Origin of the sequence: Cupriavidus metallidurans CH34 (genome assembly GCF_000196015.1) — a bacterium.
Lineage (GTDB): Bacteria > Pseudomonadota > Gammaproteobacteria > Burkholderiales > Burkholderiaceae > Cupriavidus > Cupriavidus metallidurans.
This window is the reverse complement of sequence record NC_007974.2, coordinates 940582-962380: the sequence shown is the minus strand read 5'-3', so window position 1 is coordinate 962380 and position 21799 is coordinate 940582. Positions and strand designations below refer to the sequence as shown.

At 61.8% G+C, this 21799-nt stretch carries 21 protein-coding genes; 11 read left to right on the top strand and 10 right to left on the bottom strand.

Translation table 11 applies throughout. The features are described 5' to 3' along the window. The first annotated feature begins 15 nt into the window (after positions 1-15). Positions 16-324 carry an HAD family hydrolase gene (locus RMET_RS22490; protein ID WP_011518846.1) on the top strand — a complete coding sequence of 103 codons (309 nt, stop codon included), beginning with the start codon at positions 16-18 and terminating at the stop codon, positions 322-324. A 66-nt stretch (positions 325-390) separates the two neighbouring features. Here RMET_RS22490 and RMET_RS22485 read toward each other — a convergent pair whose 3' ends face one another. The 4 genes from RMET_RS22485 to RMET_RS22470 all read right to left on the bottom strand — a co-directional run bounded on the left by RMET_RS22485 (position 391) and on the right by RMET_RS22470 (position 6652). Beyond that, on the bottom strand, positions 391-1167 hold the full coding sequence (locus tag RMET_RS22485) for a fumarylacetoacetate hydrolase family protein (RefSeq protein ID WP_011518845.1): 777 nt from the start codon (positions 1165-1167) through the stop codon (positions 391-393). A 147-nt stretch (positions 1168-1314) separates the two neighbouring features. Continuing rightward, a complete protein-coding gene (locus RMET_RS22480; RefSeq protein WP_011518844.1) occupies positions 1315-3444 on the bottom strand; it encodes an acetate--CoA ligase family protein in 2130 nt (709 codons plus the stop codon). A gap of 166 nt (positions 3445-3610) precedes the next feature. Next, positions 3611-4843: a formyl-CoA transferase gene (frc, locus tag RMET_RS22475; protein WP_011518843.1), complete on the bottom strand. Its 1233-nt coding sequence runs from the start codon at positions 4841-4843 to the stop codon at positions 3611-3613. Between the two features lie 54 nt (positions 4844-4897). Then, positions 4898-6652 (bottom strand): thiamine pyrophosphate-binding protein, encoded by a 1755-nt coding sequence (locus RMET_RS22470; protein ID WP_017514818.1) that lies wholly within the window; start codon positions 6650-6652, stop codon positions 4898-4900. A gap of 114 nt (positions 6653-6766) precedes the next feature. Here RMET_RS22470 and RMET_RS33695 point away from each other — a divergent pair, with 114 nt between their 5' ends. From RMET_RS33695 to sucD, 3 genes are read left to right on the top strand one after another with little or no spacing between them, the layout of a single operon-like run. After that, positions 6767-6991: a hypothetical protein gene (locus RMET_RS33695; RefSeq protein WP_152560257.1), complete on the top strand. Its 225-nt coding sequence runs from the start codon at positions 6767-6769 to the stop codon at positions 6989-6991. A 56-nt stretch (positions 6992-7047) separates the two neighbouring features. Continuing rightward, the gene (sucC, locus tag RMET_RS22465; RefSeq protein WP_008652308.1) at positions 7048-8259 is read left to right on the top strand and encodes an ADP-forming succinate--CoA ligase subunit beta; all 1212 of its coding nucleotides are present in this window, start codon (positions 7048-7050) and stop codon (positions 8257-8259) included. A gap of 1 nt (position 8260) precedes the next feature. Then, complete coding sequence (gene sucD, locus RMET_RS22460; RefSeq protein ID WP_011518841.1) at positions 8261-9133, top strand: succinate--CoA ligase subunit alpha; 873 nt, start codon at positions 8261-8263, stop codon at positions 9131-9133. A 112-nt stretch (positions 9134-9245) separates the two neighbouring features. Here the strand turns inward: sucD and RMET_RS22455 are convergent, their stop codons facing one another. Both RMET_RS22455 and RMET_RS22450 read right to left on the bottom strand, forming a co-directional pair. Further along, complete coding sequence (locus RMET_RS22455; protein WP_008652314.1) at positions 9246-9968, bottom strand: GntR family transcriptional regulator; 723 nt, start codon at positions 9966-9968, stop codon at positions 9246-9248. 248 nt (positions 9969-10216) lie between these two features. Then, on the bottom strand, positions 10217-11224 hold the full coding sequence (locus RMET_RS22450; RefSeq protein ID WP_011518840.1) for a 2-dehydropantoate 2-reductase: 1008 nt from the start codon (positions 11222-11224) through the stop codon (positions 10217-10219). 195 nt (positions 11225-11419) lie between these two features. Between RMET_RS22450 and RMET_RS22445 the strand changes: the two genes are divergently transcribed. From RMET_RS22445 to RMET_RS22430, 4 genes are all read left to right on the top strand, one after another. Further along, positions 11420-12181 carry a TerC family protein gene (locus tag RMET_RS22445; protein ID WP_011518839.1) on the top strand — a complete coding sequence of 254 codons (762 nt, stop codon included), beginning with the start codon at positions 11420-11422 and terminating at the stop codon, positions 12179-12181. A gap of 385 nt (positions 12182-12566) precedes the next feature. Beyond that, a complete protein-coding gene (locus tag RMET_RS22440; RefSeq protein WP_029309535.1) occupies positions 12567-13169 on the top strand; it encodes a PAS domain S-box protein in 603 nt (200 codons plus the stop codon). A gap of 247 nt (positions 13170-13416) precedes the next feature. Continuing rightward, complete coding sequence (locus tag RMET_RS22435; protein ID WP_017513515.1) at positions 13417-14109, top strand: GntR family transcriptional regulator; 693 nt, start codon at positions 13417-13419, stop codon at positions 14107-14109. Between the two features lie 315 nt (positions 14110-14424). After that, positions 14425-14802 (top strand): DUF427 domain-containing protein, encoded by a 378-nt coding sequence (locus RMET_RS22430; RefSeq protein ID WP_011518836.1) that lies wholly within the window; start codon positions 14425-14427, stop codon positions 14800-14802. A 142-nt stretch (positions 14803-14944) separates the two neighbouring features. On the opposite strand, the gene RMET_RS22425 is transcribed toward RMET_RS22430, so the two are convergent. After that, positions 14945-15130 carry a hypothetical protein gene (locus tag RMET_RS22425; RefSeq protein WP_008652329.1) on the bottom strand — a complete coding sequence of 62 codons (186 nt, stop codon included), beginning with the start codon at positions 15128-15130 and terminating at the stop codon, positions 14945-14947. 122 nt (positions 15131-15252) lie between these two features. Between RMET_RS22425 and RMET_RS22420 the strand changes: the two genes are divergently transcribed. Further along, entirely contained in the window at positions 15253-15498 is a 246-nt protein-coding gene (locus RMET_RS22420) for a 3'-5' exonuclease (protein ID WP_029309534.1), read from the top strand. A gap of 1339 nt (positions 15499-16837) precedes the next feature. Here RMET_RS22420 and RMET_RS22410 read toward each other — a convergent pair. Beyond that, complete coding sequence (locus tag RMET_RS22410; RefSeq protein ID WP_011518834.1) at positions 16838-17188, bottom strand: YggL family protein; 351 nt, start codon at positions 17186-17188, stop codon at positions 16838-16840. Positions 17189-17819: 631 nt separating this feature from the next. Between RMET_RS22410 and RMET_RS32725 the strand changes: the two genes are divergently transcribed. Together RMET_RS32725 and RMET_RS22405 are read left to right on the top strand one after the other, a co-directional pair. Next, the gene (locus RMET_RS32725) at positions 17820-18212 is read left to right on the top strand and encodes a carboxymuconolactone decarboxylase family protein (protein ID WP_152560258.1); all 393 of its coding nucleotides are present in this window, start codon (positions 17820-17822) and stop codon (positions 18210-18212) included. 355 nt (positions 18213-18567) lie between these two features. Further along, positions 18568-19029, top strand: coding sequence for a cache domain-containing protein (locus RMET_RS22405; protein ID WP_029309532.1), 462 nt, complete (start codon positions 18568-18570; stop codon positions 19027-19029). A gap of 1098 nt (positions 19030-20127) precedes the next feature. On the opposite strand, the gene RMET_RS22400 is transcribed toward RMET_RS22405, so the two are convergent. Both RMET_RS22400 and RMET_RS22395 read right to left on the bottom strand, forming a co-directional pair. Further along, complete coding sequence (locus RMET_RS22400; RefSeq protein ID WP_011518832.1) at positions 20128-20499, bottom strand: hypothetical protein; 372 nt, start codon at positions 20497-20499, stop codon at positions 20128-20130. Positions 20500-20589: 90 nt separating this feature from the next. Further along, positions 20590-21705 (bottom strand): porin, encoded by a 1116-nt coding sequence (locus tag RMET_RS22395; protein ID WP_011518831.1) that lies wholly within the window; start codon positions 21703-21705, stop codon positions 20590-20592. Positions 21706-21799 lie beyond the last annotated feature (94 nt).

Below are 21799 nucleotides of genomic sequence, written 5' to 3'. Positions count from 1 at the left end.
TGCAAGGAGACGATCATGAACCAACTCCAGCCCGCCGCACCGATTACCGCCCCGGCAGTCAGCGAGAAGGGCCAGCCTGATCGCGAAATGCAGCTCGCCGCGTACAACGCCGCGTTCGCCGAACTCGGGCTGCGCTTCCGCTGGGACATGCAGATGTTCGACTGGCTCTGCGGCATCGAATGCGAGAAGACCCGCGTCGCGCGCTATATCGAGGACTTCCACGCTCACCTGTTGAAGGCCTACGAGGCATCGTTCCTGAGCGAACTCATCTTCGATAAGAAGAGCGAGTACATGCGGGCAATGGCAGGCGCCGGCGTCAACTGATCGCCGAGCCTTTCTCTCGGTGAAAAGGCCCCTTGCAGTTGTGGGGGGCCTTTTGCCGCCCTTCAGCTATCCCTTCACGTGGTTGACCAAGGCGCCGATTCCGGCGATCGACACCTCGACCACCGCGCCGTCCTTCATCGATCCGACACCGAGCGAAGTACCGCAGGCAATCACGTCGCCGGGCATCAGCGTCAGATCCTGTGAGATCCGGCTGACCTGTTCTTCGGGCGAGAAGACCATGTCGGCGAGCGGATAGTTCTGCCGCTCCACGCCATCGAGCCGCGTTACAACGCTGGCGGCGCGCCAGTCGAAGCCGGTGACGATGCCCGGCCCCAGACAGCCGAACGTGTCGTAACCCTTGGCCCGCGTCCACTGCGGGAAGTTCGGGTCTTCGGTGATCAACTCGGCCGCGGTGACATCGTTGACCACCGTGTAGCCAAAGATGTGCGAGGCCGCCTCCGACACGCCCACATTGCGGCATTTGCGGCCGATAACGATCCCGAGCTCGCCTTCATAGACGATCTTGCCGCGATAGCTGGCGGGCCGCTCGATGGCATCGCCAGGCCCGGCCAGCGAACTGGCCGGCTTCATCAGGAACAACGGATGCAGCGGCACGGGCTTCTCGAGCTTGCGCGCCAGCGCGTGGAAGTTGTTCCATAGCGCGACGATCTTGCCCGGCTCGCACGGCGCCAGCAGGTGCACTTCGTCGCGGGGCAGCACGGCGCCGGTGGGCTTCGAGCCGGTGTAGCCGGGGCCGTCGTACACGATGACGCGATCGCCATCGACGAGGCCGAAGCCAGTGTCTCCGCGTGGGCTGCGGAAGCGAATCCAGGTTTGCTGCATGGGGGCTCCTTATGAAAAAAGAAGAAGCCCTCGACGTGGGCTGTCATGTCGAGGGCCTTGGCAATGGAAGCGCTGGCCCTCTTTCCCTCTCACGCCAGCGCGAGAGGGAAAGAGGCAGCCGTACGAACGACCGAACAACCGAACGCGTCAGATCTTGCCCGCCCCTCGCGCCCACTTGTACTTTGCGCCGAGCACCGCCACCGGAATCTCCGTCGAGTACGCATAGGCCGGCACGCCGTGCTCGTACAGGTACTCCGCAGCCTCCTCGACCTGCACGTCACCGGCCAGAGACGCGACGATCGGCTTCTCGATGCCCTTCGCGCGCATTTCTTCCTTCACCTCGACCACGAGCTTGGCAAAGACCATCGGCGGCGTGATGATCGTGTGCCAGTAGCCCAGGATGATCGCGTGGATACGCGGATCTTCCAGGCCGAGCTTGATCGTGTTCTTGTACGTGGAGGGCGGCTCGCCGCCGGTGATGTCCACCGGATTGCCGGCCGCGCCGAACGGCGGGATGAACTTGCGGAACGCCGCGTCCAGGTCATCGGGCATCGTCATCAGCGACAGTCCGTTGTCCACGCACGCATCGGACAGCAGCACGCCCGAGCCACCCGCGCCGGTGATGATGACCACGTTCTCGCCCGTCGGCGTCGGCAGCTTTGGAATGCCGCGCGCGAACTCGAGCAAGTCGCGCAGCGAGCGGGCGCGGATCACGCCTGCTTGCTTGAAGACGTCCTCGTAGATCTTGTCATTGCCTGCCAGCGCGCCCGTGTGCGAGCTTGCGGCGCGCGCGCCAAGGCTGGTGCGGCCTGCCTTCAGCACCACCACCGGCTTCTTCTTCGAGACGCGACGTGCCACTTCGGCGAACGACCGGCCATCCTTCAGGTCCTCGCAGTGCTGGGCGATGATCTCGGTGTTGTCGTCCTGCTCGAAGAACGTGAGCAGATCGTCCTCGTCGATATCGGACTTGTTGCCGAGCCCGACAATCGCGGACACCCCCATCTTGGCCGAGCGCGAGAACCCGATGATCGCCATGCCAATACCGCCCGACTGCGACGACAGCGCAGCCTTGCCCTTGACGTCGTATGGCGTGCAGAACGTCGCGCACAAGTTCTTCGGTGTGTAGTAGAAGCCGTAGATGTTCGGCCCCATCAGCCGGATATTGTGTTTGCGGGCGATGGCGACAATCTCCTCCTGGCCCTCCACATTGCCGGTCTCGGCGAATCCGGACGGAATCAACACCGCACCCGGAATACCCTTCTTGCCGACCTCCTCCAATGCCTGCGCGACGAACTTGGCCGGGATAGCGAAGACCGCCACATCGACATCGCCCGGCACGTCGAGCACGCTCTTGTAGGCCGTCATGCCCATGATCTCGTCGGCCTTCGGGTGGATCGGGTAGATCTTGCCCTGATAGCCGCCATTGATCAGGTTCTTCATGACCGAGTTGCCGATCTTGCCGTCCTCGGCCGATGCGCCGATCACCGCCACCGTGTCGGGCCGCATAATCCGGTTCATCTGCCGCACGATCTCTTCCTGGCTCGGCCGGTATTTCTCCGGCTGCGGCGAGTCGTCGATCACGATGCGCACGTCGGCGGCAATCGCGCCGTCCTTGCTGGCGAACACCGGATTCAGGTCAAGCTCGGAGATCTCGGGGAAATCGCTCACGAGTTCGGACACGCGCTGGATCATCCCGGCCAGCGCCTCGCGATTGGCCGGGTCCGCGCCGCGCACGCCCTTGAGCACGTCCGCCGCGGCGATGCCATCGAGCATCGACAGCGCATCGTCATAGGTGGCCGGCGCCATGCGGAACGTCACATCCTTGAGCACCTCCACCAGCACGCCGCCCAGGCCGAATGCCACCAGCTTGCCGAACGACGGGTCGGTCACCGCGCCGATGATCACCTCCTGCCCGCCGCCAATCATCTGCTGGACCTGCACGCCAACGATCTGCGCATTCGCGTTGTACTTCTTCGCGTTCTCGACGATCGTCAGATAGCCGCGCTCCACGTCGGCGGCCGAGTTCACACCCACCAGCACACCACCGGCTTCGGTCTTGTGCAGGATGTCCGGCGACACGATCTTGAGCACCACCGGGTATCCCATCTTGCTGGCCAGTTCCACCGCGCCCGTGGGCGACCTGGCGACGCCCTCCCCTGGCACAGAGATGCCATAGGCATCGCAAACCAGCTTGCCTTCGGGGGCGGTCAGCGCATTGCGGCCTTCCTTCTTGGCGATTGCGAGAATCTTGCGTACAGCATCCTTGTCATGTGCCATGTCAGGTCTCCATCTGTTCAGGCATGAATGAGGGGCAGGCGAAAAACGCGGCCCGGATGGGCTGCGCAGGGCGAAAGCAGGCCCACCCGCCACGCATTGGAGATGCGGGCGGCCTGCGGATTTCGCCGGAATCGGTTGAGAGAGTGTGCGTTGAGGGTGTGGAGGGCTACACCGCGCCGGCGGCCTTGAGCGCGACGATTTGCGACGGCGTGCGGCCGAGCCACTCGAGGATCTCTTCGGTATGCTCGCCAAGCAGCGGCGAGCGCTCGACTTCCACCGGCGATGCCGACAGCGAGATCGGGCAGCCGAGCTGCACGTACCTGCCGCGCTCCGGATGGTCGAGTTCGACCATATAGCCACGTTCGTAGAGCGAGCGATCCTCGATCAGGTCCTTCATCGACAGGATCGGGCCACACGGCACGTCAACGTCATTAAGCGCCGCCATCACCTCGAACTTGCTCTTGGTCCGCGTCCATTTCTCGACGATCGAGAAGCACTCGGCCAGGCACTTGAGGCGAGCCTCCGGCGTGGCGAACTGCGGATGCGTGATCAGATCCTCGCGGCCGCACAGGCGCATCAGCGGCTCCCAGCCCTGCGGCTGGATGATGACGTAGACGAAGTCGTTGGCGCCACCGGGCGAGCAGCGCAGCGCCGCACCCGGTTGTCCGCCACCGGACGCATTGCCAGCGCGCGGCACGTAGTCCTGGAAATCGTCGTTCGGATACTCCTTGAGCGGCCCGGCCGACAACCGTTGCTGATCGCGCAGCTTCACGCGGCACAGGTTCAGCACCGAGTCCTGCATGGCGACTTCCACCCGCTGCCCACGCCCGCTCTGCTCGCGGTGCAGCAGCGCGGCCAGGATGCCGACCACGCAATGCACGCCCGTGCCCGAATCGCCGATCTGCGCGCCGGTCACCGTCGGCACGCCGTCTTCGTTGCCAGTGGTGCTGGCCGAGCCGCCCATGCACTGCGCCACGTTCTCGTACGCCTTGCAATCGGCGTACGGGCCGGGGCCGAAGCCTTTGATCGATGCGTAGATCAGGCGCGGATTCAGCGACTGCAGGCGGTCCCAGTCGAACCCGGCGCGATCCAGCACGCCCGGCCCGAAGTTCTCCACCAGCACGTCGCAGCGCTGCACCAGGTCTTCAAGCAGCGCCTTGCCTTCCGGCGTCTTCATGTTCAACGTCAGACTGCGCTTGTTCGAGTTCAGCATCGTAAAGTAGAGGCTGTCCGCGTTCGGAACATCGCGCAGCTGGCTACGCGTGATGTCGCCGCGACCGGGCAGTTCCACCTTGATGACATCGGCACCCAGCCAGGCCATCAGCTGGGTGGCCGACGGGCCGGCCTGCACATGCGTCATGTCCAGAATGCGGACCCCTTCCAGTGCCTTGTTGTTCATGGCGTTGTCTCCTTGAGGATTCTCTTGAGGCAATGTCGTGCTGGCGACCGGCCTTTACTTGTACATGGTCTGGTTCTTTGTGCCCGGCGCGTACTCGCGCGGGTCCACCCAGATATTGATGACGGCGGACTTGCCGGTCTTCGCGATCGACTCGCGGCCGCGCTGCAGCGCACCGGCGATCTGGCCCGGCTCGCGCACCTCCTCGCCGTATCCGCCCAGCATCTCGGCGAACTTGGAGAACGGCACGTCGGACAGCAGGTTGCCGACATTGCCACGGTCGTCGCCGTACTTGGCAAGCTGGCCGTAGCGGATCTGGTTCATCGCCGAGTTATTGCCGATGACGGCCAGGTACGGCACGCCGAAGCGGTTGGCCGTTTCCATGTCGAACGCGGTCATGCCGAACGATCCGTCGCCGTAGTAGCAGAGCACTTCCTTGCCTGGATTGGCCACACCCGCTGCAATCGCAAAGCCGGTACCGACACCGAGCGATCCGAGCGCGCCCGGGTCCATCCACTGGCCCGGGCGGCGCGGACGCACCGCCTGCGCGGAAATCGTGACCACGTCGCCACCGTCGCCGATATAGATCGTGTTGTCGGCCAGGAACTCGTTGAGTTCGTAGGCCACGCGATACGGGTGAATCGGCTTGTTCTCCGACTTGAACAGCGGCATCAGCTTTTCCGTGGCCACAGCTTCGGCTTCCGTCAACTGACCCATCCACTTCTTGCGCGCCAGGCGCTTATCGTTCTTGATCCGGCCACTGGCCGCCTGCAGCACCGCGCCAAGAATCGCGCCCGGATCGCCCACCAGGCCCAGATCGATCTCGCGATTCTTGCCCACCGTGCGGTAGTCCATGTCGATCTGCACCAGCGTGATTTCCTTGCTGATGCGCTTGCCGTAGCCCATGCGGAAGTCGAACGGCGTGCCGACGATCACCAGCACATCGGCATTGGCGAATGCCTGCGAACGGGTGCGGTCGAAGTGATGCGGATCGCCCGGGGGCAGCAGGCCACGTGCGGCGCCGTTGAAATAGCCGGGGATATCGAGACCGCGCAGCAGGTCGACAGCTTCCTCATGCCCGCGCGCGGTCCAGACCTGCTGGCCATAGAGAATTGCCGGACGTTCGGCGTTGACGAGGATGTCGGCCAGTTTCTCGATGTCGCGCGGATCGCCGATCGACTTCGTCGAGGCACGATAGTGGCCCGGGCGCGGAATCACGGCACGCGATACATCGACTTCACGATCCAGCACATCGCGCGGGATTTCCAGGTAGGCCGGCCCCGGCGCGCCGTTGAAGCACTCACGGGCGGCCATCGCAATCATGTCGGCCACGCGCTCGGTGCTGGGGATGGTGGCCGCGAACTTCGTGATCGGCGCCATCATGTCCACGTGCGGCAGATCCTGCAACGATCCCATCTTGTGCTGGGACAGCGCGCCTTGGCCGCCGATATGGATGATCGGGCTTTCCGAACGGAACGCGGTGGCCACGCCCGTGACGGCGTTCGTGCAGCCAGGGCCTGCCGTGGTCACAACGCAGGCGAGCTTGCCGGTCTGGCGCGCATAACCATCTGCTGCGTGCGCGGCCACCTGCTCGTGGCGCACGTCGATGATGCGAATGCCCTCATCCACGCAACCGTCGTAGATGTCGATGATGTGCCCGCCGCACAGCGTGAAGATCGTATCCACCCCCTCGTTCTTGAGGGCGCGAGCCACCAGATGGCCGCCGGATATGACGCCCGCGTCGCGGGACTTTTGCTTCAGCGTGTCTTCAGCCGTGGTGGTCTCGGGCCGGGTGGATACGACAGCGGACATGTCTTTGTCTCCTCGTTTGGACTGGATCGTCGGATCGCAGATCGTTGCGCTTCGGAAAGCAGCCGATCTTGATGACATACGGTATGTGATATACCACCAAACAACAAGAACAAAATGCTGGCCGCTGCCGACTTTCAACGACGCACCGCAGCAAGCAGCCCATCCCATTTGGCGTTAACCCGCAAAGAATGCCGCTTTCTGATCAATGACAAGGCATTGATGCGATTGTCTTCTGAAGTCTGTCTGCCACCTGGAACAGCCTTCTCCACTTGCCGAGAGCATCAAATCCAGCTTGATTTTCTTTTTGATATATCACATACCATATTTTACGCCGTGTGAAACCGGACAGGCGGACCCCGACCTGCGGCCACGGTGACAGACAAGCGAGGAGACACGTGAACATTCACGAATATCAGGCCAAGGAGCTGCTGCGGCGCTACGACGTCGCCGTGCCAAACGGCTGCGTGGCATTTACCCCCGAAGAGGCTGCGCAGGCCGCACGCAAGCTGGGCGGGCCCATCTGGGTGGTGAAGTCGCAGATCCACGCCGGTGGACGCGGCGCGGGCCGGTTTGCCGGCGATCCATCCGGCAAGGGCGGCGTGCGCGTGGTGAAGTCCATCGACGAGGTGCAGGCAAACGCCTCGCAGATGCTGGGCGCCACGCTGGTGACCAAGCAGACCGGGCCGGCCGGGCGCGAAGTGCGACGGCTATATATCGAGGAAGGCTGCGACATCGCGCGCGAGCTCTATCTTGGGATGCTGATCGACCGCGCCACATCGCGCATCACCGTCATGGCATCCACGGAAGGCGGCATGGAAATCGAGGAGGTTGCCGCGCATACCCCGGAGAAGATCCTGAAAGTGGCGATCGATCCCGCCAGTGGTATCCAGCCGTTCCATGCCCGGCGCCTGGCATTCGGGCTGGGTCTGTCCGGCAAGCAGGTGGCGGCGGCCACGCGCTTCATCCTGTCTGCCTATCGCGCATTTACGGAACTCGATGCCTCGATTGTCGAGATCAATCCGCTCGTGGTGACAGGCAGCGGCGACGTGATCGCGCTCGACGCCAAGTTCAACTTCGACGACAACGCCCTTTTCCGGCATCCCGATATCGAAGCGATGCGCGACGAAAGCGAGGAAGATCCGGCCGAAACCGAAGCCGCCAGGCACGCGCTGAACTACGTGCGGCTCGACGGCAACATCGGCTGCATGGTCAATGGCGCGGGGCTGGCGATGGCCACGATGGACATCATCAAGCTTTACGGCGGCGAGCCGGCCAACTTCCTCGACGTAGGCGGTGGCGCCACCAAGGAACGCGTGACGGCGGCGTTCCGGCTCATCCTGGCCGATCCCAAGGTGGAAGGCATCCTGGTCAACATCTTCGGCGGCATCATGCGCTGCGATGTCATTGCCGAAGGCGTGATCGCCGCCGCGCGCGATGTCGACCTGACAGTGCCGCTGGTGGTGCGCCTGGAAGGCACCAATGTCGAACTAGGCAAGACCATCCTGCGCGATTCGGGACTGCCGATCCTATCGGCCAATCATCTCGCCGACGCGGCGGAGAAAGTCGTGGCCGCGGTCCGGGCCCATCAGAAGAAAGGAGGCAAGTGAAATGGCCGTGCTAATCGACCAACATACGCGCGTGATCTGCCAGGGTTTCACGGGCGCCCAAGGCACCTTCCACTCGGAGCAGGCATTGGCCTATGGCACGAAAATGGTTGGCGGTGTCACGCCCGGCAAGGGCGGAGAGACGCATCTGGGGCTGCCGGTATTCGATACCGTATCGGCCGCCGCCCATGCCACCGGCGCCGATGCGTCGGTCATCTACGTCCCGCCGCCGTTCGCCGCCGATGCGATCCTCGAGGCCGTGGATGCCGGCATCGGACTGATCGTCTGCATCACCGAAGGCATTCCCGTCATTGACATGGTGCGCGTCAAGCGGGCGCTGAGCGGCTCCGCCAGCCGGCTGGTCGGGCCCAACTGCCCGGGCGTCATCACGCCTGGCCAGTGCAAGATCGGCATCATGCCGGGGCACATCCACAAGCCGGGACGGATCGGCGTGGTATCGCGCTCCGGCACGCTGACCTACGAAGCGGTGGCGCAAACGACGGCAACGGGGCTTGGACAATCGACCTGCATCGGCATTGGCGGAGATCCCGTCAACGGCACGAACTTCATCGACAGCCTGGAACTGTTCCTTGCCGATGATCAGACCGAAGGCATCATCATGATCGGCGAGATCGGCGGGTCGGCCGAAGAGGAAGCCGCGCAATTCCTGCGCGACGCGCGCACTCGCAAACCCGTGGTCGGATTCATCGCCGGCTCCACGGCCCCACCGGGCCGCCGCATGGGCCATGCTGGCGCCATCATATCGGGCGGCACGGGCACGGCCGAGGCCAAGATCGAAGCGATGCGCGAGGCGGGTATCCACGTGGCCGCGTCTCCAGCGGAGCTGGGCAATACGATGGCGGCGGCGATGCGGTAGGTTGGTCTGGCAGTTGTCCCCGCTCCCGCAGTGCGGGAGCGGGGACAGGGGAGAGAGGCAGCGGCTCAATCACCGATAAGTCGCGATTTGAACCTCCGCACCCTCTCCCTTTTCAATCCAGAAAATCGCAGTGCTTCTCGACGTAGTCCGCCAGATCCAGCGAGTGCTGGCGCACCAGCCGCTCGGCCAGCTCCGTATCGCGCTTCTCCAGCGCCTCGATGATGCGCAGGTGATCGACGATCGAGCGCGCGGCGCGGTCGCTCTGCGAGATCGTCATCTTCCGGATCGCACGCACATGGACAAAGATGTTCTTGATCGAGTCCATGATGATCTGCGACTTCGACAACTGCACGATCGCCTGATGGAAGGCGATGTTGGCGTCGGAGTATTCCTCGATATGCTCGGCCGGCGTGGCATCGCGGAAGCTGTCGAACATATGCCGCAGCTTGCCGATTTCCTCGTCGCTGGCGTGCAGCGTGGCCAGCCGCGCGGCCATGCTTTCCAGCGCGCCCCAGACCTGGATCATCTCGACGATCTCGCGTTTGGTCTTGCGCGTGATGTAGATGCCGCGGCGCGGCACCGTGCGCAGGAAGCCTTCCTGCTCCAGAAGGGTCATGGCTTCGCGAATCGGCGTGCGACTGACGCCGAGCGCTTCGGACAGCACGCGCTCGTCCAGACGGACTTCGTCACGCGACTGGTAGATGTCGGCATCGGCAATCGCCTGGCGCAGCATCGCGTAGGCCTGGTCACGCAGGCTGGCACCCGCATTGATCGGCTGCAGTGAAAGGGTCAGGCCGGAAGTCGGCTGGACGTCGGTTTGGCTTTGGGCAGACATGAGTGCACTCGTAAATGGCCGGCGCCCCGGCGACCCAAATGGCCGCCGATGGCACTCGCCGATTCAGGACCAGGTTGGCGCGTGACGCATGACGTCAAGTTTGGCATGACGCCATGCGTTTCGCGCATCAATCCCGCCGCATGCGGCGAGTTCTGGCCTGGAAAGGGACGAATCCGACCTTTCGTATATCGTATATCACATTGACCACAATGCCGATTGTCGCCGATTTCCGGCAGACCGTCCGCGTTTCAGGCTGCCTTGGCCATTGGCGCCGCGCCTGAAGGCGCTGCCTGGGCCATCCGGTCACGTTGCTTGATCAGTCCGAGCACCGCGTCGATCATCGGTGTCGGCTGCCCGATCATTCGGCCCATCTCCTGCACCACCGTCAGCAGCGGGTCGATTTCCATCGCCCTGCCCGCCTCCAGATCCTGCAGCATCGACGTCTTGTGGGCGCCAACCGCACCGGCACCGTCGATCCGACGTTCGACGTCTACCCGGAAATGCACACCGAAGCTCTCGGCGATGTGCTTCGCTTCGAGCATCATCTGGCGCGACAGCGCCCGCGTGGCCGGGTCCGACGTAATGATGTCGAGCGTCGCATGCGTCAAGGCGCTGATCGGGTTGAAGCAGAGGTTGCCCCAGAGCTTGAGCCAGATCTCGTCGCGAATGTTGTCGCGCACCGGGGCGTCCATGTCCGCCCGCGCCATCATCTCTGCCAGACGGGTCACGCGCTCGGAGCGGGTGCCGTCCGGCTCCCCGATCGGGAATTTCTTGCCATAGACATGCTTGATCACGCCCGGCGCGATGATTTCGGCGGCTGGATACAGCACACAGCCGATGGCACGCTCCGGGCCCAGCCCATTCCATTGGCGGGCGCCAGGATCGACGCTTTCCAGCGTGCGCCCCGCGAACTCGCCGCCGTGCTGATGGAAGTACCAATACGGGATGCCGTTGACGCCGGTCACCACCGCAGTGTCCGGCCCGAGCAGCGGCTGCATCAGGTCCACCACCCCAGGCACCTGGTGCGCCTTGAGCGTGATGAACACATAGTCCTGAGGGCCGAGTTCGTGCGGGTCGCTGGCGCAACGGACCTTGGCCACCCGTTCCTCGCCTTCGATCAGCAACCGCACGCCGTTTGCCTGCATCGCCGCCAGATGGGGCCCACGGGCGATGAAACTGACGTCCGCCCCGGCCAGCGCCAGTTGCGCGCCCATATAGCCGCCGATGGCGCCCGCGCCGTAGATACAAATTTTCATCGGTTGTCTCCTCGATGGTTGTGATTGCTGAGTGATGGTTAATTTTGATATATCACATACTATATTTCACAATCGCCATTCGACAACCTCAATCTTTGCTATATCGGCTACGCCGGCCTCAAGCCGTGCGCTACCATGTCGACAGTCGTCCGCTTGCGGGCCAGCGGCCCAAGCCCACCCCCTCAAGGAGTTCGCATGGAAACGCTGCTCGCACTGCTGCGCGATCCGGCCGCCTGGGCCGCATTGGCCACCCTGGTGGCCATGGAAATCGTGCTTGGCATCGACAACCTGATCTTCATCTCGATCCTCACCAACAAGCTTCCCGAGCAAATCCGCGAAAAGGCACGGCGTATCGGCATCGGCCTGGCGCTGATCATGCGATTGGCGCTGCTGGCCACGATCGCAGTCATCGTGGCGCTGACCGAGCCGGTGTTCACGGTGCTCGGCAAGGGGATTTCCTGGCGCGACATGATCCTGATCGCCGGGGGCGCTTTCCTGGTCTGGAAAGCCACACGTGAGATTCACCAGCATGTGTCGCCCGAGACCGAGTACGAGAATGCCGAGAGCGCTCGGAGCGCCGCTCCAGGTTTCGCCGCCGCGATCGGCCAGATCCTGGTGCTGGACCTGGTCTTCTCGATCGACAGCATCATCACGGCGGTCGGCATGACCGACCATGTGCCGATCATGTTCGTGGCCGTGATTGCCGCAGTGGTGGTGATGCTGGTGGCCGCCACGCCGCTGGCGAATTTCATTAATCAGAACCCGACCATCGTCATGCTTGCGCTGGCGTTCCTGATCATGATCGGCATGACGCTGATCGCCGATGGCCTCGGCCACCACGTGCCCAAGGGCTATATCTATACGGCGATGGCGTTCTCGAGCGCGGTCGAGGGGCTGAATATGCTGTCGCGGCGACGGCGTGCCCACGCGGCCGGCATCGAACCGCCAGCGCACTAGCCGCCGAAACGCGTCAAACGCGGGCCGGGCGGGGATGCTGCGGAGAATGCGGGCCCCGCCAACTAGATATGCTGTGCCAACACGCTCGCCAGCCATTCACTGAAAATACCTGCGTTCGGTGGGACAGCAATCGTCGATGCGGATAGACCAGTTGCGCCGGCATGGGCGGAACGGGCCAATCCGACAGGACTTCCACGAGTTCGCTTGCCACCAGATGATCCCGGACATCGAAGGCTGGAAATTAGGCCTGAAGGCCGGCTTTTTTTCGTTTCGATCCGCATCCGTTTGCGCTACGATCCGCACATCGACGTTCATCTGGGGCAGTAATCCATGGCGACATGTAACCTGCCCTGCGGTGATTTCTCCGTGTCCGGTTGATCACCCCATGGCAAAGCCCATCCTGTCGGAAGACTCCATTCATGCCTTGGCGGATGCCCAGCCTGATGCCGTCTTCCTCGTCGACAAGACCGGCATCATCCGGTACGTGAACCCCCGATGTCACGATTCGCTGGGCTTTGCGCAGTCCGACCTCATCGGACAAACCATGCTCGAACTCGTGGTCCAGCGCGACCGCGATCGCACCATCAAGGAAGCCAGCGAGGTGCTGGCCGGCCACAAACGCACCGGCTTCGAGAACCGTTACCGGCACCAGGATGGAAGTGACATCCACTTCTCGTGGTCGGCACGCTGGCTGGAATCACATCAATTGCGACTTGGTACCGCGCGCGATGTCACAATCCTTCGGCAGCCAGCGTGCGCATATCTCCTGCCACCAGACCTTCTGGGGCTGCTCGACCCCTACGAGCAGGAGGTGTTTCTGCTGCTGCTGACATCCGCCACCGAGATGCAGATTGCCAGACGCCTTGGCGTGGCGGCCGACGACATGCGCCGCCGGGTCGCCAGCGTCTATCGCAAGTTGGGCGTGCGCGGTCGCCTGGGACTGACCAGTCTCGGCATGAGCGCGCTTCAGACACCGCTGAGTCCCTAGTCAGGCAAAGCAGGATTAACAGCCGCGTGATGGGGCGTATATTGCGCCTGGAGGTCCGAGAGCCGGCATGCGAGGTAGAATCTCCCTCTTCCTGGTGCCGTCTCTGTCCATTCCCGCTCCAGCCGTGCTGGCAGGAACGCGCGACGGCAACCGGATGGCCCTGGGTTGTCTCGCATCATTAACCAGTAGATTGAATAGCGAACTTCGCCGCCTGCGGCGGAGTTACAGATCCCCACTTCACGACTCCATGCTTCCTACGGACCTCGTCGCCAGCTCCGACGGCGATCAAAACGCCTCGCTGCCACGCTCCGAGCGCGCCTATCAACAGTTGCGATCAGCCATCCAGGCAGGTCAACTGCCGCCCGGCACCCGCCTGAGAGAAGTCGAACTCGCGGAATCCCTGGGCCTGTCGCGCACGCCGGTGCGCGAGGCGCTGTCGCGGCTCGAGTCAGAAGGGCTTGTTGTAAACGAGCCCAATCGGGGCATGATCGTGACGCGCCTCGACGCCAGCATGGTCAGCGAACTCTACGTCATGCGAGAGGTGCTCGAGTCCACCGCCGCGGCGCTGGCCGCACGCCACGCCACCGACGTGGAGATCTCGCTGCTGCGCGATATCGTCGAACGCGACCTCTCGTTCGCCGAGGATCCCGACAAGCTGGCGATGAACAACCGCCTGTTCCACGAGACGCTGCACCGCTGCGCCCACAATCGCTATCTGCTGAAGACGCTCCGCTCGCTGCACGAATCCATGGCACTGCTAGGGCGCTCCACGCTGGCCGTCCCAGGCCGCGCGCGCGGATCGTATGAGGAACACATGGCGCTGGTCCAGGCGCTGGAAGCCCGTGACCCCGAGCAGGCCGAGCAGATCGCGCGGCGCCATATCCAGCAAGCCTACAAGGTCCGGCTGTCGCTCTGGATCGAAGAGCAATCTGGCACCTGAAGTCGCATCCGGCGCGCAGAGTAACGGCAAGATCAAGAACAATAGCCCCGTCACGAAACCGTGACGGGGCTATTGTTTTACGCCCTCGAAAAGTGTGTTCCGTGAGAACGCTTTTCTGGAACGATGGCGCTTGCTATCTTTTCCTCCGAGGCCAAGGATCCCTCTCTTCTGGCCTCACGTCACCCTCCGTGGCGGTTTTTTCATCATTGGCGCTGGCGGCATGAGGTTCCTGTTCGTCCGTATGTCGATGTCAGCGCAAGGCGCGGCAACGTTGCCGCGCCCGTTTTTTCGCTGTGCCAGCCAGATGAGGCCCCCATGCCAGACAAACCCGTCAAGATTCCCGGCCCCGACCACCCAATCACCATCACCCGCCAAGGCGACCGTGTGGTTGTCACCGTCGCCGGCAAAGTGATTGCCGATACCCGAAACGCACTGACGCTTCAGGAAGCAGCCTATCCCGCTGTTCAGTACGTGCCGCGCGAGGACGTGGACATGTCTGAACTGTCGCGTACCTCACATGGTAGCTACTGCCCCTACAAGGGGGATGCCACCTACTACAGCATCCCCGCCGGCGGGGCGCGCGCAGAGAATGCCGTCTGGACCTATGAGTGCCCCTACCCGGCCGTGTCGGCCATTGCAGGCTACCTCGCGTTCTACCCCGATCGCGTCGACAGCATCGGCATCACACCGTAATTCGCGCACAAAAAAGCCGACCCGCCACACACGATGCACGTGTGTGGCGGGTCGGCTCTCATTCCCACGCGGCACCAATGCGCCGCGTTTCGGTACCAACTACAGCTATCTACCCGCTACTACGTTCAGACTTCCCGGCCAATCAGCCGTTCGCGTAGGCAACCTTGGCCTTGCGCGCTTCCGCCTGCAGGCGGGTGAAAACGTTCTGGATCGAAGCGATCACGCGCTTCACGTCGTTGCCGAAGCCCATGCTTTGGGCGCCGAGCTCGCGCTCGATGAGGTCACGTTCGAGTTGATCGGTCAGCTTGATATCGGATTGGGTGTTCATGGCGTCCTTCCTTTCAGGGATTACCCTTATGGGGTTTTCCCGAATTGTAGCAGACGGATTGTCGCAATGCAGCATTAGGTAATAGTGCGTATGGCTGCGATGCCACAGGTGCCATCCCGCTGATGACGATTCGCAAGAGTAAAGGCCTTGAGCACCATACCGTCATCTTCGTCGGATTGGACAATGGTGCCCGGCGGAGCTTCACCAAGGATGAGGTTGACGGCACAGCTAGGTTCTTCGTAGCGTTCACGCGCGCAAAACAACGTGTTCTTTTCACCTACTGCGCACAGCGTGCCGCGCGAGCGAAGATCGCGACGCTTTATCAGCTTCTGACAAGCGATAGGGTCAAACACATCAGGATCGCATAGGCGTGCACGGCAATGGCGAAATCGCCGGGACTGCTCGGATGTCCCATACGGGTTAGCTGTGTCTGCCGCCGGTCAGCCCCCTGTCGCTCGCTCTGACTTAGACGGGCGCCCCCCATGGCTTCGACATCTAACCATTGCGATAAGACCGGATATCACGACGCCGCGGCGGCGCAACTGGGGCATTCCCAGCAAGCTAGCATCGGCGCCTAAAAGGAATCGCACGCTAGGGGGGGCAGCTATCGAGATAGTGCTAATTATCAAGATAAGCCAATTTCTAAGGCCAAACTCAAAAGTTACCTTTTGAGCACTCAAAGGTCGGGGCTGCTGGCGTCGCGTGCGACCTTCCGGCCATCGATGGAAAACCAGGAAACACGGGCGAGGATGGTCACGCAGCCAGCCGCCGTGCCCGCATCCGCGCGCGCCACGCACATCGGAGCCGCCGTGACCGTCGGGTCGGCCGTACGGGGAACATGGGCGCCCGGGGTTTCCCGATGTAGGGGCCTTCTGGCAATGACCGTTGGTTTCCCTTCCGCGATACCAGGCGACACCGGAGGTCCAGAATTGCCACACAGATGGGGCTCGGTCGCCGTCACGCGCACCGAGCGTCCGCACCAGCTACGGCAGCACCGTGCTTCGATAAGCCTCCCGGCCCATTCCACCCGTCGCGCAGTCACACATTGCAACGACGCACACGACGGGGATGCCAGTCCCGCCAAGTGCCGATGCGAGGTAGGTCGAGAAACTATGGCAGCGGGCGGAACATGCTTCCGTTAGGGCCGCGTGGCTCCAGTGCACGCGTGGGGACATGCGTGCGTGCTCCGGCTCCCTCAAACTCGACGATGACTGCGGTGGGGCTTGCAATGCGCGTGATGATCACCTGCGCGCCCCTGAACGTCCATGTCGTTTCGATCTGGTAGGGACTCTTCCGGTAGGCTTTGCGGCGTTGTTTGCTATTCATATCGAAGTCCGCTTAGTCTGTCCACGTCTGATTGTTGCGCCTTGACCGAACTGCAATGCGCGCCGAGCTGGTGACCGGCGAATCGGCTGCCCGTCAGGCTCCACACAAAAGAAAACCGGCAGTTTCGCGCAAGGCAAGATTGCCTGAGACGTCCGCCGGACTGGCAAGGTTCCTGCCTGACCTGCCGTTCGGAACTCAAATCGTACAGTGCGGGAAAAGAAGACACCTCATCCACTGGCGATTCCGAGATAGCTTGCGCCAGTTCCCTTCAACGAGCCTCACAGGGAATCTTCCTGCACGCTTTCGATCCGGCCAACCACGGCCTCGCCGAGCGGACGAATGTCTCCTGGCGGCATCCTTCAATGCGTGGCATATGAAGGCTCAGCCAAGTTCCGCGAAATTGCCGTACCACGCGTCGATCAGCGGACCGACGCGCACAGCACCGAACTCAGCCCGACCGTTCAGCCAGTCCAGGACGATTCGGCGGTGTTCCTCCGTGGAGGAACTGCGGTTCCCCTCCGGGGATACAAATCCATCCAGGCGGTCATCTATTGCACCACCATAGGTGAGTTGGTTCGCTTCGATGCAATCGGCAATGAAGGCTTCGCAGGCAGCAATCTTTGCGTCCGCACCCAGTCCAACGGCAAGCTCCGCTGTGACGAGAAATCCGAGTTCCTGAAATTCCGCCACCCGCAGCTTCTTGCGTTGGCGACGGCTACGTCGTTGGCTCATGGGTATAGTTCCTTTGGACTGGTCAGCCAGCCTGAAAGACCGGCATCGTACCTCGATTGTCGCGGCAAGACGACCGCATTTTGACGGCATCCAACTGCGGGACGTGGACCGAAAACCTCGGACATCGGCCGGTTCCGGCCATGAAGAGTCAATCGAAATTACAAGTCCAATGGCCGAAGTTCAGCCTACCCCGGACCGCCGCGCCCACACTTTGCACCGCAATCTCGTCTGCAAAATTCAGTTGGTGAACGGCGCGAGTCCCCCGCCTAGCCCAACGATCACCCCGGTATGTAGCCCGCACGCGGACTGGCGACGCAAGCGACGAGATCGGCGACTTCCCCCACCATGCCAAAGCGCGACGCAGCGAGCAAAGCAGATGCAAGAGTGTTGCGATCTGATCCTCGACGGCGCGCGCTCCGCAATGGCGATGCTCGGCTTCGCCGACGCCCCGGTGGAGGCTGGGAACGTCGTCCGACTCGGTGCAGTGGCGTAAGGTCGGCCCCCCAATTCGAATTTGGACTGGAAGCCACTCGGCGGCAGGCACTGCGGGGCGCAGACCGAGCCGATTGACAGTCCTGGCGCCTCAGTGTCACGATCAGTAGCCCTTCAATATTACTTGGGGAGGTCAGTCATGTCAGTCATGAGAACTCTACTGGCGAGCGCCGGTTTAGCACTGCTGTTGGCCCTGGCAACGGAACCAAGCGTCAGCGCTCAGGAGGCACCTGAATGGATGAAACAGACACTTCCCGAACAGGCACTGAAGCCGCACTGGGACGAATCTCGGGCCGTGATGAATCCCACGGGAGCTTTAGATGCGAAAACCAAGCAACTCATTGCCCTCGGCGTGGCTGCACAAATTCCTTGTGCATATTGCGTTTCCGCTCACACTAAAGCGGCAAAAGCCGCTGGTGCGACCGATGCTCAAATAAAGGAGGCCATTGCAACCGCCGCGCTCGTCCGTTTCAACAGCACAATGTTGAATGGCTCAGACGGCGGCACCGAGTGGTCGCCTCAACGTAAGTGATGATCGCGCCGGCCGCCGATTGACAATCCTCGCGTCGGCCAGGGCAACGCTGCCGCGGATTTCAGCGATAGGCGGTGACTCCACGTCCGCGAAGTGTAACTTCGCCTTTGAATTACCTGCGTGATATTGCAGGCGCGTATCTAGTGCACCATGCCGCGCGCTTCACGCCGTTCGACCACGCTCGGGATCGACACGATGGGCCCAATCCTGAAGTAGCCGCCCCACCTCTTTTTATCAACTCGTCGGCGGGCACGAGTAGACTGGTCAACTGGGGCAATGTTTGGACATGATGACTTGCTGGCTGCACGCGGTGCATGACAATTGCCAATTGCTCGAAGAGAAGGGAGGAATGTCCATGTTTCGTAAACTCGTGATTGGCACGCTAGGCGCCATGGCTGCCTTATTCTCGGCTACGGCATTGGCGCAAGGTACTGCGGCGGACGCTAGGACCATGCTTGAAAAGACGGTTGCGGCCATCAAAGCCGATAAAGCCAGGACGCTCAACCAGATCAACAACGGCGAAAATGGCTTTCTTGTTGGCGATCTCTATCCGTTCTGCTTCAATCTCAGCGACGGACTCCTCGTCGCGGTCGGCAATCCCAACGTTAAGGGGTTGCTCGGCAAGGATGCTAGGAAATTTAGGGACCCTACGGGCGACGTGTATGGACCAAGGCTCTATGACGCGGCAAAAGAGGGCCAGGTCAACGAGGTCAGCTACATGTCTCCCAAGGCCGGCGCTGACAAGACGTGGGTGCCGAAGGCGAGCCTCGTTACTGCGGTTGCCGGCCTGGGTTGCGGCGTCGGTTACTACAAGTAGTGCGACCAAACCAACCGTCAAATCGGTGGCGAACTGCCGAACTCCGTTGCCCGCACAATGCTATTTTCTCACGTGACCGGTCAGTTCTGATGCCCTTCACTACGCATGTGCGGTTTGCCATCGGCGCTGATCAGTTTTGATATCCGCCTTGGCTCATTCGCGTCGAGTTTGTCGTGCCTGCTACCTTGTCAGCTATCCACCGAACCGGTGCATGTGGCAAGCCTGCGCGGAGACCGGATCCCTCTGGAAGCAGCCGTAGAGGTTACCCCGCGTCGAAGGGCAGTTCAGGGTCGGTTAGAGACTGCCGCCAATTCACGACGACATCGGCCTGAGTTGAATTGAGCGATGCGCCAAGTGTCACCGGCGTTTAGGACTTCCAAGTTGGTAGCTACCAGCTATTGCTTTTCAATGACGTCGCCCTCGGCCCTTCCTGCGCTCACCCAGCCGTCGTAGGCCATTGCCACAGCTCAACATAAGGCTAACCATGCATCACCAAAGGCGTGCCCGTGTCGACATTTGAGAATGCCTAGCCCTACGGCCTTTGTATCTAGGGATGACAATAAGTGCCGCCCCAGCGAAAAAGGTTGCTTCGCAAGATGCCCCTCTCCCGTATGCCGTGGCGACGATGACTTGGTGATTCAAGATTCGGTGCAATTTAAAGGAAAGTCAGACGGATGATGCGCCGATGCTGGCCGAGCCGCTTAGCGCAGCGCAGCCGTCGAATCACGCCCAACTAGCATCGCCAATTGCTCCAACACTGAAGCTTCCGCACAGGCAATGTCTGAGTCGCCGATGGTTGCACCTGCTGCCGGACTTACCACGTACAACACCATGCATGTTGGCCAAGCCCTTCGCGTGGATTAGCAGCTTGACCGCAGCGACGGACACCACGCCTGGCTGCCCTCCTTATTCATGGCATTCAAACCCGCTCAGTACTGAAATCGTCCGCAACAAGGAGGCTTGCAAGAGATCGTGCGGCTGCGCACATGCGGAGTGAAACCAGCATCTTGGGAAACCGCCGACTAGCAGCGAGCTACCAACGTCTGGAATAGATGTGGTGGCCACGCAGGAGGGCTATCGATATATCAACTGAACCATTCAATGGCGATCGGATTCCCCTTCGTCCGTCGATTCCTGGAGCAGGTGCCCATATGCGTCGATCTCTTTCTGCGTTCGCGCCTGGCTTTCCGCGATCTTCTCGGGCGTGACATCACCATCGACGAATTCAACTGACACCCGGCTCACGCGTGGATCCTTGTCGACGATCGCTTGCAAGACCTTGTCGAGCAGTTTCTCACCGGCTTTCAGGCCCAACGGCCGTGGCACTAGAACCTTGATCAGAAGGATTTCGTCGTCACCAGTTCCTTCCGCCACTTCAGTGAGCGCGGATCTCAAATATCCCTTCAGCTTGAGAACACTCAGGTCGCCGGGTATCGCGACATGCGATACCCGAATCGATTTCTTTGCCATGCGGACCTACCTCGCCATGCTGTCGAAAGGACAAATATATAGCACGCGTATGTGGCACCGCTTGAAAGGCAGGGCGCCGTACCGGTCGGCTCAGAACTTGTGCCGAACACCGACTACAGCACCGAATTGATTGGCGCCAGGTTGTACGGCCTCGCTCGTCGTCCCCAGCTGGCTGTTGAAGCCATTCACGCCCAGGCTCGATTTGCCCTTGTTAAGCACATACGATGCTGCCGTATATAGGTCGGTGCGCTTCGACAGCGCATAGTCGGCCACCATGACGAACTGCCATGGGTTGCCAGATCGGGAGTTGCGAAGATTCTGGTAATAGGCCGAGCCAGCGAATGAGAGAGCAGGTGTCAGTTGATAGCCAACACCTGCCCAAGCGAGGTTCGACGCAGTGTTAGCCACTGTGGAACCAGGCAGGCTGGCACCGTTGAACGCGTGCGCATAGCGGTAGCCCGCGTAAACCTTGGCGTTGCCGTAGGCGTACGTACCGGCCACCGCTGCCCGTTGCGTCAGGCTATTTGTTTGCAATGCCGTGGCGGCCGATTGGTTGATCTGATCGTAGACTGCCCCAATCGAGAACGAGCCGCCAGAATAGTTCGCGCCGAGAGAGTACTCGCGGCCGTTCGTGAAGTTGCCCGGAACTTCCTGGTTGTTGTAGTTGAAGCTATACAGTCCTGTCACGCTCAGGCCGCCAAAGGTGCCCATGTACTTGACAGAATTGTCTGCACGCGCCGCTCCCATGAACGGATCCTGCGCGCCGATAGCGTAGCGGCTCGAAATCGCCATCGGATCGTACGTCACCGCAAAGTCATAGAACGGCACCGTGTGGCGACCCAACGTCAGCCTGCCCCATTGGTTCTCGAGTCCGACGTAGGCACCGCGTCCGAACAGGCGACCGCTTTGGGTGCTCGTGCCGGTGTCGATGGAGAATCCGCTTTCCAGAACAAAGAGGCTCCTCAGGCCGCCACCCAGGTCCTCGATGCCACGCAGACCCCAGCGTGATCCGGACTGGTTGCCTGATTGCAAGGCCACCAGGCTATGTCCCTTGGCACCCGGTGCAACGGTTCCCGTCGATGCGACAGCATGGTTCAGGTACTCGATACCGGCATCAACAACGCCATACAGGGTAACGCTCGATTGCGCTTGGACACTGCTCGCAGTCAGCATTGCCACCGCAATGGCAAGGTACTTGCATTTCATTCAATGGTCTCCTCGTGAATGGGGACGGCTCCGTCCCAAAGAAGGACGGCATACGCGCCGTGAATTCATTGTTGTTCTGGCTCGATGGGACTTT

Excerpts from the sequence above, each read along its gene's own strand:
- RMET_RS22490 (WP_011518846.1), top strand. The coding sequence starts at position 16 with ATGAACCAACTCCAGCCCGCCGCACCGATTACCGCCCCGGCAGTCAGC.
- RMET_RS22485 (WP_011518845.1), bottom strand. The coding sequence starts at position 1,167 with ATGCAGCAAACCTGGATTCGCTTCCGCAGCCCACGCGGAGACACTGGC.
- RMET_RS22480 (WP_011518844.1), bottom strand. The coding sequence starts at position 3,444 with ATGGCACATGACAAGGATGCTGTACGCAAGATTCTCGCAATCGCCAAG.
- frc (WP_011518843.1), bottom strand. The coding sequence starts at position 4,843 with ATGAACAACAAGGCACTGGAAGGGGTCCGCATTCTGGACATGACGCAT.
- RMET_RS22470 (WP_017514818.1), bottom strand. The coding sequence starts at position 6,652 with ATGTCCGCTGTCGTATCCACCCGGCCCGAGACCACCACGGCTGAAGAC.
- RMET_RS33695 (WP_152560257.1), top strand. The coding sequence starts at position 6,767 with ATGCTGGCCGCTGCCGACTTTCAACGACGCACCGCAGCAAGCAGCCCA.
- sucD (WP_011518841.1), top strand. The coding sequence starts at position 8,261 with ATGGCCGTGCTAATCGACCAACATACGCGCGTGATCTGCCAGGGTTTC.
- RMET_RS22455 (WP_008652314.1), bottom strand. The coding sequence starts at position 9,968 with ATGTCTGCCCAAAGCCAAACCGACGTCCAGCCGACTTCCGGCCTGACC.
- RMET_RS22450 (WP_011518840.1), bottom strand. The coding sequence starts at position 11,224 with ATGAAAATTTGTATCTACGGCGCGGGCGCCATCGGCGGCTATATGGGC.
- RMET_RS22445 (WP_011518839.1), top strand. The coding sequence starts at position 11,420 with ATGGAAACGCTGCTCGCACTGCTGCGCGATCCGGCCGCCTGGGCCGCA.
- RMET_RS22440 (WP_029309535.1), top strand. The coding sequence starts at position 12,567 with ATGGCAAAGCCCATCCTGTCGGAAGACTCCATTCATGCCTTGGCGGAT.
- RMET_RS22435 (WP_017513515.1), top strand. The coding sequence starts at position 13,417 with ATGCTTCCTACGGACCTCGTCGCCAGCTCCGACGGCGATCAAAACGCC.
- RMET_RS22430 (WP_011518836.1), top strand. The coding sequence starts at position 14,425 with ATGCCAGACAAACCCGTCAAGATTCCCGGCCCCGACCACCCAATCACC.
- RMET_RS22425 (WP_008652329.1), bottom strand. The coding sequence starts at position 15,130 with ATGAACACCCAATCCGATATCAAGCTGACCGATCAACTCGAACGTGAC.
- RMET_RS22420 (WP_029309534.1), top strand. The coding sequence starts at position 15,253 with ATGACGATTCGCAAGAGTAAAGGCCTTGAGCACCATACCGTCATCTTC.
- RMET_RS22410 (WP_011518834.1), bottom strand. The coding sequence starts at position 17,188 with ATGAGCCAACGACGTAGCCGTCGCCAACGCAAGAAGCTGCGGGTGGCG.
- RMET_RS32725 (WP_152560258.1), top strand. The coding sequence starts at position 17,820 with ATGTCAGTCATGAGAACTCTACTGGCGAGCGCCGGTTTAGCACTGCTG.
- RMET_RS22405 (WP_029309532.1), top strand. The coding sequence starts at position 18,568 with ATGTTTCGTAAACTCGTGATTGGCACGCTAGGCGCCATGGCTGCCTTA.
- RMET_RS22400 (WP_011518832.1), bottom strand. The coding sequence starts at position 20,499 with ATGGCAAAGAAATCGATTCGGGTATCGCATGTCGCGATACCCGGCGAC.
- RMET_RS22395 (WP_011518831.1), bottom strand. The coding sequence starts at position 21,705 with ATGAAATGCAAGTACCTTGCCATTGCGGTGGCAATGCTGACTGCGAGC.